General features: G+C 72.1%; 16 protein-coding genes. 6 read left to right on the top strand and 10 right to left on the bottom strand.

Translation table 11 applies throughout. The features are described 5' to 3' along the window. Positions 1-57 precede the first annotated feature (57 nt). From ACIP94_RS08265 to ACIP94_RS08250, 4 genes are all read right to left on the bottom strand, one after another. Positions 58-741, bottom strand: a complete 684-nt coding sequence (locus tag ACIP94_RS08265) for an ABC transporter ATP-binding protein (protein WP_402421259.1) — start codon at positions 739-741, stop codon at positions 58-60. Between the two features lie 128 nt (positions 742-869). Next, on the bottom strand, positions 870-2330 hold the full coding sequence (locus tag ACIP94_RS08260; protein WP_402421256.1) for an ABC transporter permease: 1461 nt from the start codon (positions 2328-2330) through the stop codon (positions 870-872). A 217-nt stretch (positions 2331-2547) separates the two neighbouring features. Beyond that, positions 2548-3795 carry an Ig-like domain-containing protein gene (locus tag ACIP94_RS08255; protein WP_402421253.1) on the bottom strand — a complete coding sequence of 416 codons (1248 nt, stop codon included), beginning with the start codon at positions 3793-3795 and terminating at the stop codon, positions 2548-2550. A 277-nt stretch (positions 3796-4072) separates the two neighbouring features. Further along, positions 4073-4423: a hypothetical protein gene (locus ACIP94_RS08250; RefSeq protein WP_402421251.1), complete on the bottom strand. Its 351-nt coding sequence runs from the start codon at positions 4421-4423 to the stop codon at positions 4073-4075. 109 nt (positions 4424-4532) lie between these two features. Here ACIP94_RS08250 and ACIP94_RS08245 point away from each other — a divergent pair, with 109 nt between their 5' ends. After that, positions 4533-4913, top strand: a complete 381-nt coding sequence (locus ACIP94_RS08245; protein WP_402421249.1) for a hypothetical protein — start codon at positions 4533-4535, stop codon at positions 4911-4913. Between the two features lie 206 nt (positions 4914-5119). Here ACIP94_RS08245 and hutH read toward each other — a convergent pair whose 3' ends face one another. The 3 genes from hutH to ACIP94_RS08230 all read right to left on the bottom strand — a co-directional run bounded on the left by hutH (position 5120) and on the right by ACIP94_RS08230 (position 8780). Further along, entirely contained in the window at positions 5120-6658 is a 1539-nt protein-coding gene (gene hutH / locus ACIP94_RS08240) for a histidine ammonia-lyase (protein WP_402421744.1), read from the bottom strand. 104 nt (positions 6659-6762) lie between these two features. Further along, on the bottom strand, positions 6763-7902 hold the full coding sequence (locus ACIP94_RS08235; RefSeq protein WP_402421246.1) for a diguanylate cyclase domain-containing protein: 1140 nt from the start codon (positions 7900-7902) through the stop codon (positions 6763-6765). Between the two features lie 71 nt (positions 7903-7973). Further along, positions 7974-8780, bottom strand: a complete 807-nt coding sequence (locus tag ACIP94_RS08230; protein ID WP_402421243.1) for an enoyl-CoA hydratase/isomerase family protein — start codon at positions 8778-8780, stop codon at positions 7974-7976. A 231-nt stretch (positions 8781-9011) separates the two neighbouring features. On the opposite strand from ACIP94_RS08230, the gene ACIP94_RS08225 reads away from it, so the two are divergent. Further along, complete coding sequence (locus tag ACIP94_RS08225; protein ID WP_402421240.1) at positions 9012-9602, top strand: hypothetical protein; 591 nt, start codon at positions 9012-9014, stop codon at positions 9600-9602. A gap of 3 nt (positions 9603-9605) precedes the next feature. On the opposite strand, the gene ACIP94_RS08220 is transcribed toward ACIP94_RS08225, so the two are convergent. Next, on the bottom strand, positions 9606-10745 hold the full coding sequence (locus ACIP94_RS08220; protein WP_402421237.1) for an adenylate/guanylate cyclase domain-containing protein: 1140 nt from the start codon (positions 10743-10745) through the stop codon (positions 9606-9608). Positions 10746-10858: 113 nt separating this feature from the next. Continuing rightward, complete coding sequence (locus tag ACIP94_RS08215) at positions 10859-11752, bottom strand: biotin--[acetyl-CoA-carboxylase] ligase (RefSeq protein WP_402421235.1); 894 nt, start codon at positions 11750-11752, stop codon at positions 10859-10861. A 147-nt stretch (positions 11753-11899) separates the two neighbouring features. Between ACIP94_RS08215 and ACIP94_RS08210 the strand changes: the two genes are divergently transcribed. From ACIP94_RS08210 to ACIP94_RS08195, 4 genes are all read left to right on the top strand, one after another. Next, complete coding sequence (locus tag ACIP94_RS08210) at positions 11900-13483, top strand: acyl-CoA carboxylase subunit beta (protein WP_402421232.1); 1584 nt, start codon at positions 11900-11902, stop codon at positions 13481-13483. A 24-nt stretch (positions 13484-13507) separates the two neighbouring features. Then, the gene (locus tag ACIP94_RS08205) at positions 13508-13717 is read left to right on the top strand and encodes an acyl-CoA carboxylase epsilon subunit (RefSeq protein WP_402421229.1); all 210 of its coding nucleotides are present in this window, start codon (positions 13508-13510) and stop codon (positions 13715-13717) included. Positions 13718-13825: 108 nt separating this feature from the next. Continuing rightward, positions 13826-13954 carry a morphogenic membrane protein MmpB gene (gene mmpB / locus ACIP94_RS08200; protein WP_402421228.1) on the top strand — a complete coding sequence of 43 codons (129 nt, stop codon included), beginning with the start codon at positions 13826-13828 and terminating at the stop codon, positions 13952-13954. Between the two features lie 22 nt (positions 13955-13976). Next, on the top strand, positions 13977-14597 hold the full coding sequence (locus ACIP94_RS08195; protein WP_402421225.1) for a Maf family protein: 621 nt from the start codon (positions 13977-13979) through the stop codon (positions 14595-14597). Between the two features lie 45 nt (positions 14598-14642). On the opposite strand, the gene ACIP94_RS08190 is transcribed toward ACIP94_RS08195, so the two are convergent. Next, positions 14643-15176, bottom strand: coding sequence for a hypothetical protein (locus ACIP94_RS08190; protein ID WP_402421223.1), 534 nt, complete (start codon positions 15174-15176; stop codon positions 14643-14645). Between the last annotated feature and the right edge of the window lie 127 nt (positions 15177-15303).

Raw genomic sequence — 15303 nt, 5'->3', positions numbered from 1 at the left:
GCCTCAATAGCACCGGGGGTAACGAGTTGGCACGAGACACCGGCACACCGGTGGGTCCTATGAGGCGGCGTTCTCCTTGACCGTGATCCTGCCCTTGCGGATGATCGCGAGCCGCGGGGCCTTCTTCGCGAGCACGGAGTCATGAGTGACCATCACAAAGGTGAGCCCGTGCTCCTTCCACAGGGTCTCCAGGACGTCCATGATCTCGTCCCGGGTGGATTCGTCCAGGTTTCCGGTGGGTTCGTCGGCGAGCAGCACCTTGGGCCGCTTCACCAGCGCGCGGGCGATGGCCACGCGCTGCTGCTGGCCGCCGGACAGCTCGGCGGGCAGATGTCCGAGCCGCTCGCCGAGGCCCACCGACTCAAGGGCCTGCGCGGCCCGTTCGCGGCGTTCCCTGCTCTTCACCCCGAGCGGCACCAGCGCGGTCTCGACGTTCTCCTGGGCGGTGAGCGTCGGAATGAGGTTGAAGCTCTGGAACACGAAGCCGATGTTCTCGCTGCGCACCTTGGTCAGGCGTGCCTCCGTGAGTTTGGCGAGATCGACGCCGTCGAGTTCGACGGAGCCGCCGGTGGGCTTGTCCAGACCGCCGAGCATCTGCAGCAGCGTGGACTTGCCGCCGCCGGTGGGGCCCTGGATGACGAGCCGGTCGCCGTCGCCGATCGTGAGGTCGACGCCGTCCAGGGCGTTGATGGTCTCCTTGCCCCGCGTGTAGCGCTTGGTGACGCCTCTGAGTTCGTACATGGTGCAACTCCTGGGATACGGAAGAGGGGTGGCGCCCGCCGTCACCGCGGGCACCGGAGCGCGTGCGGGGCGGGCCGCTCACGGGTGCGGCACGCGCCCGCGCGTGCGGGGCGGATGCGGTGCGGGTGCTACTCGACGCGGCGCAGCGCGTCCGCGGGGCGCAGACGGGAGGCGCGCCAGCCGCCGAAGGCGCCGGCGATCAGACCGCCGGTGACGGCGAGGGCGACCGCGAGGGCGATGGTGGAGAGGCTGACGGGCGCGGTGAGCGCGACCTCCAGGGTCCTGGCGGCCCGGCGGCCGCCTCCGCCGAAGCCACCGCCTCCGCCGAAGCCACCGCCGCCACCGCCACCGCCACCGCCACCGCCGAGCTGGGCCTGGAGCGTGGGGCTGATCGCGGTGACGGCGTAGGCGCCCGCGAGGCCCAGCGCGATACCGAGGACGCCGCCGACCAGTCCGTTGACCACGGCCTCGCCGACGACCTGGCGGGTGACACGGCCGGACTTCCAGCCGAGCGCCTTCAGGGTGCCGAACTCCCGTACCCGGCGGGAGACGGCCGAGGAGGTGAGAAGGCCCGCGACCAGGAACGCCGCCACGAGCACCACGATCGACAGCCACTTGCCCACGTTGTCGGCGAGGCCGGCGGCGGTGGAGAGCGAACCGGAGACCGTGTTCGCGAGGTCGGCGGAGGTGGTGACCGTGGTCCCGGAGATGTTCTTCTGGATGGTCTTCTTGACGGTCGCGATCTGCTGGGAGTCGCGCGCCTCGACGTAGATCGTGGTGACCTTGTTCTTCGCGTCCGCGAGCGTCTGCGCCTGCTGAAGCGGGATGTAGAGGTTGGCCGCGGAGTCGCCGCTGTCGGCCGTGGCGATACCGATGACCTCGAACTTCACGCCCTTGATGGTGACGGTGCTGCCCGTCGTGAGCTTCTTCTCCTTGGCGTACGCCGAGTCCACGACGGCGACCTTGGCGTCGGTCTCCGAGGTCTTGAACGTACGGCCGCTGGTGATCTTCGAGGAGGTCAGCGGGCCGAGGTCGGGCTTGGTGACGTCGGTGCCGTAGACGGAGTAGTTGTTGACGTCGAAGTTGGCGCCGCCGCCCTCGACCTGGCCGCGGAGCCCGCCGCCGTAGCCGCCCCGGCCGCCCCGTCCGCCGCCGCTCTGGTCCTGCTTGAACTGGCCCCGGGTGAACTGCCCGCTGATCCTGATGACCCGGAGGCTGAGTCCGCCCACCGCGTTCGAGACGCCACTCTGCGAGCCCACCTTCGCGACCGTGCTGTCGGCCAGGGTCTGGAAGCCCTGGACCATGACGCGGTCGCTGCTCTGCGTCCCGCCGGAGTCGTTGTCACGGGCGCCGAAGTTGAAGCGAGGCCCCTGCGAGCCGTCCGACGGAGGGGCGGCCGCCTTGGTGACGGTCATGTCGGTGCCCAGCCCGTACAGCGACTGGAGCACCTTGTCCTGCGCCTTCCCCATGCCGGAGGACACGGAGTTGACCACGATGACCAGGGCGATACCCAGGGCGAGCCCGGAGGCGACGACGAGGGCCGCCTTTCTACGGCGGCGCAGTTCGCGCCTCAGGTAGGTGAAGAACATGGCGGCAAGCTAGGGACGCACCCTGATGAACCCATAAACCGGACATAAGAGAGGGATGAGAAGCCCCCGGCGGCCGGGAGTCGAGCCGCGCGGGGCCACCGAGAGCCGCCTGCACTCAGATCCGCCTGCCGCCGCGGGTCCGGGGAAACGGCGATGCCGCCGGCCGCCCGGGTGGGCGGTCGGCGGCATCGGCAGGGAGGTGTCGGCGGCCGCCGGGTCAGACGGCCGAGCCCGCCTTCCACTGGGCCCAGCTCATGTTCCAGCCGTTGAGGCCGTTGTCCGGGGAGACCGTCTTGTCACCGGTGTGGGAGACGACCACGACATCACCGACGAGCGAGTGGTTGTAGAACCACGCGGCGGGCGTGCTCGGGTCGTTGGCACCCTTCTTGTCCTGCAGGCCGACACAGCCGTGGCTGGTGTTGACGTTGCCGAAGACGGAGGGCGAGCCCCAGTAGTTGCCGTGGATGAAGGTGCCGGACCTGGTCAGGCGCATGGCGTGCGGCACGTCCTTGATGTCGTACTCGCCCTTGCCGTCGGAGTCCTTGAAGCCGACCGTCGCGCCGTTCATCCGGGTCTGGGTGAACTTCTCGGAGATCACCATCTGGCCCTGGTACGTCGTGTGGTCGGGCGCGCCGGCGGAGATCGGGATGGTCTTGACGGTCTTGCCGTCCTGCGTGACCTTCATCTCCTTGGTCTTCGCGTCGACGTAGGAGACCTGGTTGCGGCCGATCTTGAAGGTGACCGTCTTCTGCTGCACGCCGTAGATGCCGCTCGCGCCCTGGACCCCGTCGAGGTTGAGCTTCATCGTGACGGTGGAGCCCTCCTGCCAGTACTGCTCGGGGCGGAAGTCGAGCCGGTTGGCGCCGAACCAGTGCCCGACGACCTCCTGGCCGCTGCTGGAGGTGACGGTGATCCCCTTCTGCACGGCGGCCTTGTCGGTGATGGCCTTGTCGAAGTTGATCGAGACCGGCATGCCCACACCGACGGTGGAGCCGCTCTCCGGCGAGAAGTTGCCTATGAAGGAGTGCGCCGGGGCCACGGTCGTGAACGAGGCGTTCTCGTGGGCGTCACGCCCCTTGGAGTCCTCGGCGGTCGCGGCCACCTTGTAGGTGGTGGCCCGCTCCAGCTGGCCGGTGGGCGCCCAGCTCTTCTTGTCGGCGGATATTTGGCCCGGGACGGGCGTGCCGGACGCGGTGGTCATGGTGACCTGGGTCAGGACGCCCTTGTCGACCGTCACCCTGGCCGCGTTGTTGATGGAGGCGTTGTCGGAACCGTCGCCGGGCGTGATCTTGATCTGTGCCTCGGAGCTCTTCTGGGCGGCCGCCTCGTCGGCCTTGGCCTGCGAGGAGGAGTCCCCGCCGCCACCGGCCGCCTTGCTGCCTCCGCTGCACGCGGTGAGCACCAGCATTCCGCCGAGCAGTGCGGACGCGGTCATCAGACCCTTGCGCCGCTTACTGTCCGTCATCACACGCTTCTCCATCGTTGCCGAATCCCCAAAACCCCGTACTTCCCCCGGTAAGAGCCTTCAACGCTACGGCCGGTTACCCCGTTCCCCTTGCGGTCGAGGTGTGGGCCACACCACGTCTGCCCCGCCCGCGCGCGGGCAACCGCCGCGTCCCGCGAGCCGTGGAGGAGCGGCGCCCGGCGGAGGAACGCCGCTTGAGACGACGGAACCCCGGGCGCCGGTTGCCGCCCGGGGTCACGATTGTCCCAAGACACTCCAGTCGAGACCGACCTCCCCGTCAGTACCCGTCCCCCTCCCCCTCGTCGTCCTCGTCGCCCTCGTCCTCCTCGTCGAGGACCCAGTCCGGCGCGTTGGGGTCGTAGTCGATCTGCTCGCTGCTCCACGACGCCTGGGCCAGTTCGATCCCCGGTACCTCGCCGAGCAGGTCGGCGGGGTCGACGAGATACGCGAGCGCCTCGGCGGTGTCCTCCGTGACCGCGGTCTCGGTGTACACGCGCTCCGGCTCCGGCATGTCCGTGTCTTCGGCGGCCCGGTGCAGCGCGGCCTTGGTGACGGCGTCGGGGTCGGCGACCTCGACCACCAGCTCCACCCGAAGCCGGACAAAGCGTGATGTCTCAGAAGTACTCATGGCGGGAGCGTACGGCCCAGGGGGGCCGCGACTTTCCCACGACCCGCGCCTTTCACTAGCATCGCCGCACACGGCCAATTCGCAAGCGCCCCAGGGGGATCGGTATTTCGTGTCCGCCGCACGTCGATCGTCGTCCACCGCACGCCGGACCTTCTTGACCGCCACCGCAGCGGGAACCCTCCTGGGTGCCCTGTGGTTCGTCCCGTCCGCCAACGCGACACCCACCGCATCCGATCGCCACGCGGCCGTCTCCACGCGGGCGTTCACGGAGGAGGACACCGCGAGAGACGCCGCGGCGACCGACGCGAGGGACACCGGCTTCGCGCAGACGGCCGCGGCGGCCACGAACGGGACGGCGACGGACACCCAACTCGCCGACACCGGAAGCGTCGACACCACGCCGTATGTGGTGGGCGGCGCCCTCTCCCTGTGCCTGGGCGCGGGCTTCGTGACGTACTCGGTGCGCAGGGAGCGCATGGAGGCGTACTAGGGAACGGGGTCGGGCGTGCCGAAGGGCCGCCGCCACGGGAGTGACGACGGCCCTCGGACCCTCAGGCCCTCAGGCCAATCGGCCCATGCCCTCGGCCCGCCCCTCAGGCCCTCGGCGGCCCGCCCCTCAGGCCCTCGGCCCGTCTCTCAGGGCGGCGGCCCGCCCCTCAGGCCGGCGGCCCGTCTCTCAGGCCCTCGGCGCGCCCCTCAGGCCAGCGGCCCGGTCACATCTTCCACGGCCGCCACGAGCCGTCCCGTGCGCACGAAGGCGTCCGCCGCCGCGAGGTCCGGGGCCAGGAAGCGGTCCGGGCCCGGACCCTCGGCGCCCGCCGCGCGCAGGGCCGCGATCGCCGCCCGGCTGGCGGGCGCCGGGGTCAGTCCCTCGCGGAGTTCGACGGCCCGGGCCGCCGCGTACAGCTCGATCGCCAGCACCCGCGTCAGGTTGTCCACGGCCGTGCGCAGCTTGCGCGCCGCCGACCAGCCCATCGAGACATGGTCCTCCTGCATCGCGGAGGACGGGATCGAGTCGGCGGAGGCCGGCACGGCCAGCCTCTTCATCTCGCTCACCAGCGCCGCCTGCGTGTACTGGGCGATCATCAGACCGGAGTCGACCCCCGGGTCGTCCGCGAGGAACGGCGGCAGGCCGTGCGAGCGGTTCTTGTCCAGCAGGCGGTCGGTGCGGCGCTCCGCTATCGACGCCAGGTCCGCCGCCGCGATCGCCAGGAAGTCCAGTACGTACGCCACGGGCGCGCCGTGGAAGTTCCCGTTCGACTCCACGCGCCCGTCGGGCAGCACCACCGGGTTGTCCACCGCCGACGCCAGCTCCCGCTCGGCGACGAGGCGGGCGTGCGCCAGGGTGTCCCGGCCGGCGCCCGCGACCTGCGGGGCGCACCGCACCGAGTAGGCGTCCTGGACGCGCGGCGCGTCGTCCTGGTGGTGACCCGTCAGACCCGAACCCTTCAGCACCGCCAGCATATTGGCGGCCGAGGCGCCCTGGCCGGGGTGTGGGCGGATGGCGTGGAGTTCCGGCGCGAGCACCTTGTCCGTGCCGAGCAGCGCCTCCAGCGAGAGCGCGGCCGTGACGTCGGCCGCCTTGTACAGCGTCTCCAGGTCCGCCAGGGCCATGACCAGCATGCCGAGCATGCCGTCGGTGCCGTTGAGGAGCGCGAGGCCCTCCTTCTCGCGCAGCTCGACGGGGGTGATGCCGTGCTCCGCGAGGAGTTCGGCGGCCGGGCGTACGACGCCGCCGGGGCCCTCGGCCTCGCCCTCGCCCATCAGCGTGAGCGCACAGTGGGACAGCGGGGCCAGGTCGCCGGAGCAGCCGAGCGAGCCGTACTCGTGCACGACCGGGGTGATGCCGGCGTTGAGGAGGTCCGCCATGGTCTGGGCGACCTCGGGGCGCACGCCGGTGTGACCGGAGCAGACGGTCTTCAGCCGCAGGAACATCAGGGCGCGGACGACCTCCCGCTCCACCCGCGGACCCATCCCCGCCGCGTGCGAGCGGACGATGTTGCGCTGAAGCTGGGTGCGCAGCTCCTGGCTGATGTGCCGGGTCGCCAGGGCGCCGAAGCCGGTGCTGACGCCGTAGACCGGTTCCGGCTTCGCCGCCAGCGCGTCCACGATCTCGCGGGCCGCCGCGAGGGCCGCCACGGCCTCCTGCGAGAGCTCGACCCTGGCATCCGCCCGCGCCACGGCGAGCACGTCGGACGCGGTCACTCCGGACGTCCCCACCACCACAGTGTGCATATCCATATTCAGGAGCGTACGCAGTGAATTCAGAGATGTCACTAGGGGAGGGTGTCACGAGTGGGTAGCGGGTGGACCCCTTACCGTCCGCTCGAGGCCGGCCCTCAGTGACGGCCGCGGATCCGGCGGCGCTCGCCCGCCGCGGGAGGCGGTGCGTCGGCCAGCCGTACGACCGGGTCGTCGGGCCCCTCACGACCCGCGACCACGGGCTTGACCGCCCGCAGCGCCTTGGCGCGGTACTGGGCCGCGTCCGCGAGCCGGAACAGCCGGCGGGCCGAGCGGACCGGACCGATCGGATCCTCCGTGGAGGCGACCCCGCAGGCCACGCCGTCGCCCAGCTCCAGCTCCGCGGCCCGGCGGCACACCTCGTCGGCGACCCGGACGACCTCGTCGGCCGGCGGGCCGACCGCGAGCAGACAGAACTCGTCGCCGCCGAGACGGGCGACGAGGGCGTCCGGCAGCATGGCGCCGCACAGCGACAGGACCGACCCGAAGCGCTCCAGGAGCCGGTCGCCCACGGCATGCCCCTGGGTGTCGTTGACCCGCTTCAGTCCGTTCAGATCGCAGATGACGAGCGAGACCACGTGCCCGTCGCCACGGTGCCGTTCGATCGCCTCGTCGAGGCGCATATCGACGGCGCGGCGGTTGGCGAGGCCGGTGAGCGCGTCGGTGAAGGCGAGACGGTGGGCCTCCTCCAGGCGCTCGGTCTGGGCGAGCCCGGCGGCGACCACGGAGGCGAGGACCGTGGCGAAGTCGGCGTCGGCGCGGTCGAAGACGGGGGCGTCGGCCGCACGGGCGACATACAGCTCGCCCCAGGCGCGGCCGTGCAGCACGACGGGCGCGATGACACAGCAGCCGCGACCGCGCCGGCGCAGCGCGGCGACCCGCTGGTGGGAGTAGCCGGCGTGCTCGGCGGCCGGGCCCCGGGCGCTCTCCACCCAGGCGCTGGGCCCGCCGCCGCCCGCCCAGCGCTCATGGAGGAACTCGGTGATCTCCGGGAACTGGTGCACCGGGTACGCCTCGTCCTCGGGGAACTCCTCCTCCTCGGGCGCGCGGTCGCCGACGTTGACGAGAACCCGCAGCCGCCCGCCCTCGCGCTCCCACACGGAGAGCGCGGCGAAACTCCCGGAGAGCGCCCGGCACGCACCCAGTGCGGCGGCCCGCCAGGACTCCCGCGGGGTGTGCGCCGCCGCCATGCCCTGCGCCAGCGCCACCACGGCCTTCAGCCGGCTGTCCTCGACCACGACTCCAGGCTAGGGACGATCAGGACGACATGAGACATCAGTGCGGCGATCAGGGGTCCGGCCCGGGACTGCTACTCCCCCGGCCACTGCGGGGTGCGCTTCTCGTTGAAGGCGGCGACGCCTTCCGCGCGGTCCCCGGAGAACGCCACCGAGCGCCACGCCGCGTCCTCGACCTCCAGACCGGCCCGCAGATCGAGGCCGTGACCCAGCCGCAGGGCACGCTTCGCGGCGCGCAGCCCCACCGGGGAGTTCGCGGCGATACGGGCCGCGAGGGCGAGCGCCTCCTCACGGTCCCGGCCCTCCGCGACCAGCTCGTCGATCAGCCCCAGTCCGCACGCCTCGGGCGCGTTGAGCCGCCGCGCGGTGAAGATCAGCTCCGCCGCGCGGGCAGCGCCCACCCGGCGGGGCAGCAACTGGGTGCCGCCGCCGCCCGGGATCACCCCGACCGACACCTCGGGCAGCCCGACCACCGCCGTACCGTCCGCCACGATCACATCGCAGGACAACGCCAGCTCGAAGCCGCCGCCGAGCGCGAACCCGTGCACGGCGGCGATCGTCGGCATCGGCAGCTCCAGGACCCCGGTGTACGCGGCACGGGCGACCGGGCGCTGACGCACCAGATCGGCGTCCGTGAAGGAATTGCGCTCCTTCAGGTCCGCGCCCACGCAGAACGCCCGCTCGTGCGTCGACGTCAGCACGGTCACCCGGGCGTCCCGGTCGGCGGCGAGATGCTCGCACGCCGCGGCGATCGAGCGGGCCATCTCCGTGGACACCGCGTTCATCGCCTTGGGCCGGTCCAGCGCCAGCTCCGCGACGTATCCGTGCCGCCGTACGACGACGTACTCGCCGAACCGCCGCTCGTCCGCCTGCTCCGCCATGACACCCTCCCGGTTAACGCGGGTTAACTCTCGACCGTCCGATCATGGCAGCCGAAGCGGCCCGGCGAAAGCCGCCATGAGGCGCCACCGGGCACAAGCCACCCGGCGCCACCCCACCTCTTTCGGGTGACATTCGACCCTTCTCCGCCGCGCCTCCCACCCATCGGCACATAACCTGCCCACCGCCAGAGCGCATCGGGGGGAGTGCGGGCACACCGGGGAGGGACGAGCATGACGACCGACACGGCCACCGGCGAGACCACGACGACCACCGCACCCGGGACCCCGGGCCCCCTGCGGTGCCGCCCCGCGGGCCGGCACCGCAGGCCCCGCCCCCGCCGGGTGGCCCTCGCGATCGGCGGATTCGCCCTCGCCGCCGGCGCCCTGAGCCTCGTACGCCTCGCTCCGGAAGCGGTGACGGGCGGAGGCGGGACCGCCGAGGCCGAGCCCCGGATCGGCGCCACCGACACGGCCGCCACCGTCGAAACCGTGCCGCGCCGAAGCGCGGATCATCCCTCCACGACCACCGCCCTGCGGTCGGCGGACGCGAGCCCGGCCGCGACGGCCGCCGCGTCCCCCTCCACCCGACCGTCCTCCCCGGCCGCCGCCACCGATCCCGCGAGCGGCATCCCGGAGGCCCCGTGGACGCCGACGGCCTCCCGTACCCCGGGATCCCCGGCGGCCCCCGCACCCACCGCGCCGCGGCCCGCCCCGTCCACCACCGCCCCCGCGCAGACGCCCGCGCCTACGCCGAACGCTCCGGGCGTGTGCCTCCCGATAGTGGCGCTGTGCGTCAACGGGCTGCCCCTGCTGGGCGGTTGAGTCCTACGGCGTCCCTTCCCGGCGGGTCAGCAGCCACGGTTCGATCACGCCGAGGCCACGCACCGGGCGCTGCCACATCGGCTGGAGCCCGAAGCGGTACACGGGCGGCTCCTCGCCCTCCTTCTCCGCCGCGGCCGCGGCCTCGGCGGCCTCCGTCTCGGAGGCGGGCGCCTCGCTCGTGCGGACCAGCTCCTCCGCGAACGCGCCGTCGACCAGGACCGAGTCCCGGGGCGCTATGGAGGTGAGCCGGCTCGCCAGGTTGACCGTCGTACCGAAGACATCGCCCATCCGGGTGGTCACCGTGCCGAAGGCGATGCCCACGCGCAGTTCCGGCATCGTCTCGTCGTTGGCCATCGTCTCGATGAGCCGGAGGGCGATCTCCGCGGCCGTGCCGGCGTCGTCCGCCGCGTACAGCACCTCGTCGCCCAGCGTCTTGATGAGGCGCCCGCCGTGCGCCGCCACCAGGTCGGCCGCGGTCGTCTCGAACGCCTCGACCAGCTCGCCGAGTTCCTCCTCCTCCAGGCGTCGCGTCAGCCGCGTGAAGCCGACGAGGTCGGCGAAACCGACGGCGAGACGGCGGTCGACCATCTCCTCGTCGTCGGCGGCCTGCACGACCCGGCCGGTCGCGGCGGCGAGCTGGCGCCGCCAGACATAGATGAGGAACTCCTCCAGCTCCGGCAGCAGCAGCTCGATCAGGGGGTACGTGACCTCGGTGCGGGTCATGCCCGGCTCCGGGGGCTCGGTGAGTCCCTCCAGGAAGGAGTCGATCTGCCACTCGGCCAGCCGGGCGGTGGTCTGTCCGGTGGAACGGGCCACCTGCACCGCCATCGCCTCGCTCAGCAGCCCCGCCTCGACCAGACCGGCCAGGCGGCGCAGGGCCAGCACATCGGCCTCCGTGAGGGCCTTCGCCTGCCCTATGTCCGCGAAGCCCATCGCCCGCCAGAAGCGCGACGCCAGCTCCATGGAGACGCCCGCGCTCCGGGCCGCCTGGAAGGGCGTGTACCGGCGCTCGGCCCCCAGGATGAGCTGTTCCAGACGGAGCGCTAGGGGGTTCTCCTCGGGCTCGGCGTGCGCGTCCCGCCCCGGTCCACCGTCGGGGGCGGGGTCTACGCCCGTGCCCGAGCCCGTGTCGTCGACGGTCACGCGTGCTGCCCTTCCGATCTGCCACGGTCAGGTATCGACCGCGGTCAACTCTACGGCAGGTGTGCGGTAGCTCACTCCTCCAGGAAGGACCGGCGGCAGGGGCTCGTGGATGCTCAGGCCGGGCGCAGATGCACGATGTCCCCGGCTCCCACCGGCTCCTGCATCCCCTCCCGTGTCGCCAGCACCAGCCGGCCGTCGCCGTCGATGGCCACCGCCTCGCCGGTCAGCGAGCGGTCGCCGGGCAGTTCGGCGCGGACGAGGCGGCCCAGGGTGGCGCTTCCGGCCGCGTAGGCCTCCTGGAGACCGCAGGCCGCCGGATCGCCGTCCGCCGCGCGCCACCGCCCGTACCAGTCCTCCAGGGAGCGCAGCACCGCCCGCAGCAGCGGGTCGCGGTCCGTGGCGTGGGCGCCCGCGAGCGCCAGGGAGCCCGCGGTGGGCACCGGCAGCTCGTCCTCCCGCAGCGTGACGTTGATGCCGATGCCGACGACGACCCCGTCCTCGCCCGCGCGCTCCGCGAGGATCCCGCCCGCCTTGCGCTCCTCGTCACCGACGGTGACCAGCAGGTCGTTGGGCCACTTGAGTGCCGTGTCGACGCCGGCCACACGGGCGAGCCCCGTCGCGGCGGCGACCCCGGCGAGCAGCGGCAGCCAGCCCCAGCGGTCGACGGGCACGCCGGCCGGCCTGAGCAGGACCGAGAAGAACAGCCCGGAGCGGGCCGGGGCCGACCAGGTGCGGTCCAGCCGCCCGCGTCCCGCGTTCTGCTCCTCGGCCACCAGGACGGCGCCCTCGTCGGCCCGGCCGGCCGCGGTGAGGGCCACGAGGTCGGAGTTGGTGGACCCGGTGCGCTGCACCACCTCGACGCCGGACCACAGCCCGCCCTCGTGCACCAGCGCCCGGCGCAGCGCGAGCGCGTTCAGGGGCGGGCGGTCCAGATCGGACCAGCGGCCGTCGCCGCCTGCGGCATCGTTCCCGGGACGGTTCTCGTCTGAGGCATCTCGAGGCATCATGCAAGCCACCCTAGGTGTGGTAAACGCCGCACTGCCGATCGGTAGGCACCCCACTACGCTACGGATGAGTAACCGTTCGTACTTCTGAGCAGCCTCGTAGCACCTCACCCTCATGTCCCCACTGAGCAGGCAGGGAGCCGCATCCCGATGTCCGAGCCGGAAGAGATCGACATTCACACCACCGCGGGCAAGCTGGCGGATCTCCAGCGCCGGGTCCAGGAGGCGACGCACGCCGGCTCGGAGCGCGCCGTCGAGAAACAGCACGCCAAGGGCAAGCTGACGGCCCGTGAGCGGATCGGGCTGCTGCTGGACGAGGACTCGTTCATCGAGCTGGACGAGTTCGCCCGGCACCGCTCGACCAACTTCGGGCTGGAGAAGAACCGCCCGTACGGGGATGGCGTCGTGACCGGCTACGGCACCGTGGACGGCCGGCCCGTCGCCGTGTTCTCCCAGGACTTCACGGTCTTCGGCGGGGCCCTGGGCGAGGTCTACGGTCAGAAGATCGTCAAGGTCATGGACTTCGCCCTGAAGACCGGCTGCCCGGTCATCGGGATCAACGACTCCGGCGGCGCCCGCATCCAGGAGGGCGTCGCGTCCCTGGGCGCGTACGGCGAGATCTTCCGCCGCAACACCCACGCCTCCGGGGTGATCCCGCAGATCAGCCTCGTCGTCGGCCCCTGTGCGGGCGGCGCGGTCTACTCCCCCGCGATCACCGACTTCACGGTGATGGTCGACCAGACCTCGCACATGTTCATCACCGGCCCGGATGTCATCAAGACGGTGACCGGCGAGGACGTCGGGTTCGAGGAGCTGGGCGGCGCCCGCACCCACAACACCGCCTCCGGCGTGGCGCACCACATGGCCGGCGACGAGAAGGACGCGATCGAGTACGTCAAGCAGCTGCTGTCGTACCTGCCGTCCAACAACCTGTCCGAGCCCCCGGCCTTCCCGGAGGAGGCCGACCTCACGGTCACCGACGAGGACCGCGAGCTGGACGTGGTCGTGCCGGACAGCGCCAACCAGCCGTACGACATGCACACGGTGATCGAGCACATCCTGGACGACGGCGAGTTCCTGGAGACACAGTCGCTGTTCGCGCCGAACATCGTCACCGGCTTCGGACGGGTCGAGGGCCACCCGGTGGGCATCGTGGCCAACCAGCCGATGCAGTTCGCCGGCTGCCTCGACATCGACGCGAGCGAGAAGGCGGCCCGCTTCGTGCGCACGTGCGACGCCTTCAACGTGCCCGTGATCACCTTCGTCGACGTGCCCGGGTTCCTGCCCGGCGTCGACCAGGAGCACACCGGCATCATCCGCCGCGGCGCCAAGCTGATCTTCGCCTACGCCGAGGCCACCGTCCCGCTGATCACGGTGATCACCCGCAAGGCGTTCGGCGGCGCGTACGACGTCATGGGCTCCAAGCACCTGGGCGCGGACGTGAACCTGGCCTGGCCGACCGCGCAGATCGCGGTGATGGGCGCGCAGGGCGCGGTCAACATCCTGCACCGCCGCACCATCACCGAGGCCGACGACCCGGAGGCGACCCGCGCCCGGCTGATCCAGGAGTACGAGGACGCCCTCCTCAACCCCTACGTCGCGGCCGAGCGCGGCTACATCGACGCGGTGATCAGGCCGTCCGACACCCGTCGCCATGTCGTGCGCGCGCTGCGTCAGCTGCGCACCAAGCGGGAATCACTGCCCCCGAAGAAGCACGGCAACATCCCCCTGTAAACCCCGGGACCCTTGGGAGCGGACATGACGATCAAGGTCGTACGGGGCAAGCCGACCCCGGAGGAGCTGGCCGCCGCACTGGCGGTGGTCCGAGCCCGCGCCGCGGCGGCGGCCTCCATACCGCCCGGCGTGGCGCGGCACAGGGACTCCTGGGCCGACCCGGCCCGCATCGCCGCCCATCCGGTGCCCCAGCCGGGGCCGACGGCGTGGAGCCGCACGTACTGGCCGGGCTAGGCGCACCTGCCGGCCGGGCGGCTCGCCGCCCGGCCGGGTGCTTCGCCGACCGAAGTTGAGTACGCGTACTCAGGCGCCCGGACGCATCCCGGACCCACGATCGAAGGCATGCTGTGGTCCGACCCCGAGAACGAGCCGCCGAAGGAACTGCGCGACACGCAGGACATGTTGCGGCGGCTCGGGGTCCTGATGGCGCTGGCCAGCCTGCTGGCGATGATCATCATCGGCATCGGGTGAGGTGCGCCGATACGCTGAGCGCATGACCGATCAGTCCCGCCGCCGTCTGGTGCTCGCATCCCAGTCCCCCGCCCGCCTCGGACTGCTCCGGCAGGCCGGGCTCGACCCCGAGGTCATCGTCAGCGGGGTCGACGAGGACGCCGTCACCGCCCCCACCCCCGCGGAACTCGCACTCGCCCTGGCCGAGGCCAAGGCATCCGTCGTCGCGGCGAAGCCCGAGGTGAAGGGCGCGCTGGTGATCGGCTGCGACTCGGTGCTCGACCTGGACGGCGAGGCCCTCGGCAAGCCGGCGGACGCCGAGGAGGCGACGGCCCGCTGGAAGTCGATGCGCGGCCGGGCGGGCACCCTCCAGACCGGCCACTGCGTCTACGACACGATCAGCGGCCGGTACGCGTCCGCCACCGCGTCCACCGTGGTCCGCTTCGGCGAGCCCACGGACGAGGAGATCGCCGCGTACGTGGCCTCCGGTGAACCCCTCTATGTGGCGGGGGCCTTCACCCTGGACGGACGCTCGGCGCCCTTCATCGACGGCATCGACGGCGACCACGGCAATGTCATCGGCATCTCGCTGCCCCTGGTCCGCCGGCTGCTGGCGGAACTGGGCGTCGGGATCACCGAGTTGTGGGCGCCGCGGGAGCAGTGAGCGACCGCCCGCCGCGCGGCCCGGGGACGGGACGGCCGGCGGGCCTCAGGGAGTGACGGGCGCGGGGCCGCCGCCCTCCTGCCCCGGTCCGCCCTGCCCCACCGGCTCCTCCGGAGCGCTCCCGGTGTCCCCGGGACCGCCCTCCCCGGGCCGAGGGCCGGCCTGTCCCTGGCGGTCGTATGCCGTGCCGGGGCCGTCGTACGTCATGAGGGTGAGCAGTATCAGCCCGAAGACGACCATCAGGAACGCGAACGCCCCCCAGCCGACCAGACCCACCGTGAAGGCGCCGAGCACCGCGTGCACCACGGCGGCGCTGATCAGCAGGATGCGCCAGAACCCGGACGGGGTGCGGCCGCGCACCGCCACCAGCAGGGCGGCGAGAGCGCACAGCGCGAAGTACAGCCCGAAGACGACACCGCCCGCCTTCGACGACGTGGACATCGCATCCGGGTCGAGCCCCGCCAGCGACATGTTCTGCCGGTCCACGACCACGCCGAGGAACCAGTTCAGCAGCCCGATGCCGAACGCCTCCACGAAGAGGACCACCGCCACGATCCATGCCACCGGTCTGCGGACCACCGGCTCCACCCACCTTCGAGCGCGCTGCGTGTTACTCCGAGTACCTTCGAGACATCGCGAACGCTACTAACGGGTAAACCTCGGGACAAGAGGTCCGGCGGGGGCAAAGTTTCGTTGGGCCATTAGT

Source organism: Streptomyces sp. NPDC093261, assembly GCF_044753645.1.
Taxonomy (GTDB): domain Bacteria; phylum Actinomycetota; class Actinomycetes; order Streptomycetales; family Streptomycetaceae; genus Streptomyces.
This window is presented reverse-complemented; position numbering and strand designations above follow the sequence as displayed.

Excerpts from the sequence above, each read along its gene's own strand:
- ACIP94_RS08265 (WP_402421259.1), bottom strand. The coding sequence starts at position 741 with ATGTACGAACTCAGAGGCGTCACCAAGCGCTACACGCGGGGCAAGGAG.
- ACIP94_RS08260 (WP_402421256.1), bottom strand. The coding sequence starts at position 2,330 with ATGTTCTTCACCTACCTGAGGCGCGAACTGCGCCGCCGTAGAAAGGCG.
- ACIP94_RS08255 (WP_402421253.1), bottom strand. The coding sequence starts at position 3,795 with ATGACGGACAGTAAGCGGCGCAAGGGTCTGATGACCGCGTCCGCACTG.
- ACIP94_RS08250 (WP_402421251.1), bottom strand. The coding sequence starts at position 4,423 with ATGAGTACTTCTGAGACATCACGCTTTGTCCGGCTTCGGGTGGAGCTG.
- hutH (WP_402421744.1), bottom strand. The coding sequence starts at position 6,658 with ATGCACACTGTGGTGGTGGGGACGTCCGGAGTGACCGCGTCCGACGTG.
- ACIP94_RS08230 (WP_402421243.1), bottom strand. The coding sequence starts at position 8,780 with ATGGCGGAGCAGGCGGACGAGCGGCGGTTCGGCGAGTACGTCGTCGTA.
- ACIP94_RS08225 (WP_402421240.1), top strand. The coding sequence starts at position 9,012 with ATGACGACCGACACGGCCACCGGCGAGACCACGACGACCACCGCACCC.
- ACIP94_RS08215 (WP_402421235.1), bottom strand. The coding sequence starts at position 11,752 with ATGATGCCTCGAGATGCCTCAGACGAGAACCGTCCCGGGAACGATGCC.
- ACIP94_RS08210 (WP_402421232.1), top strand. The coding sequence starts at position 11,900 with ATGTCCGAGCCGGAAGAGATCGACATTCACACCACCGCGGGCAAGCTG.
- ACIP94_RS08205 (WP_402421229.1), top strand. The coding sequence starts at position 13,508 with ATGACGATCAAGGTCGTACGGGGCAAGCCGACCCCGGAGGAGCTGGCC.
- mmpB (WP_402421228.1), top strand. The coding sequence starts at position 13,826 with ATGCTGTGGTCCGACCCCGAGAACGAGCCGCCGAAGGAACTGCGCGAC.
- ACIP94_RS08195 (WP_402421225.1), top strand. The coding sequence starts at position 13,977 with ATGACCGATCAGTCCCGCCGCCGTCTGGTGCTCGCATCCCAGTCCCCC.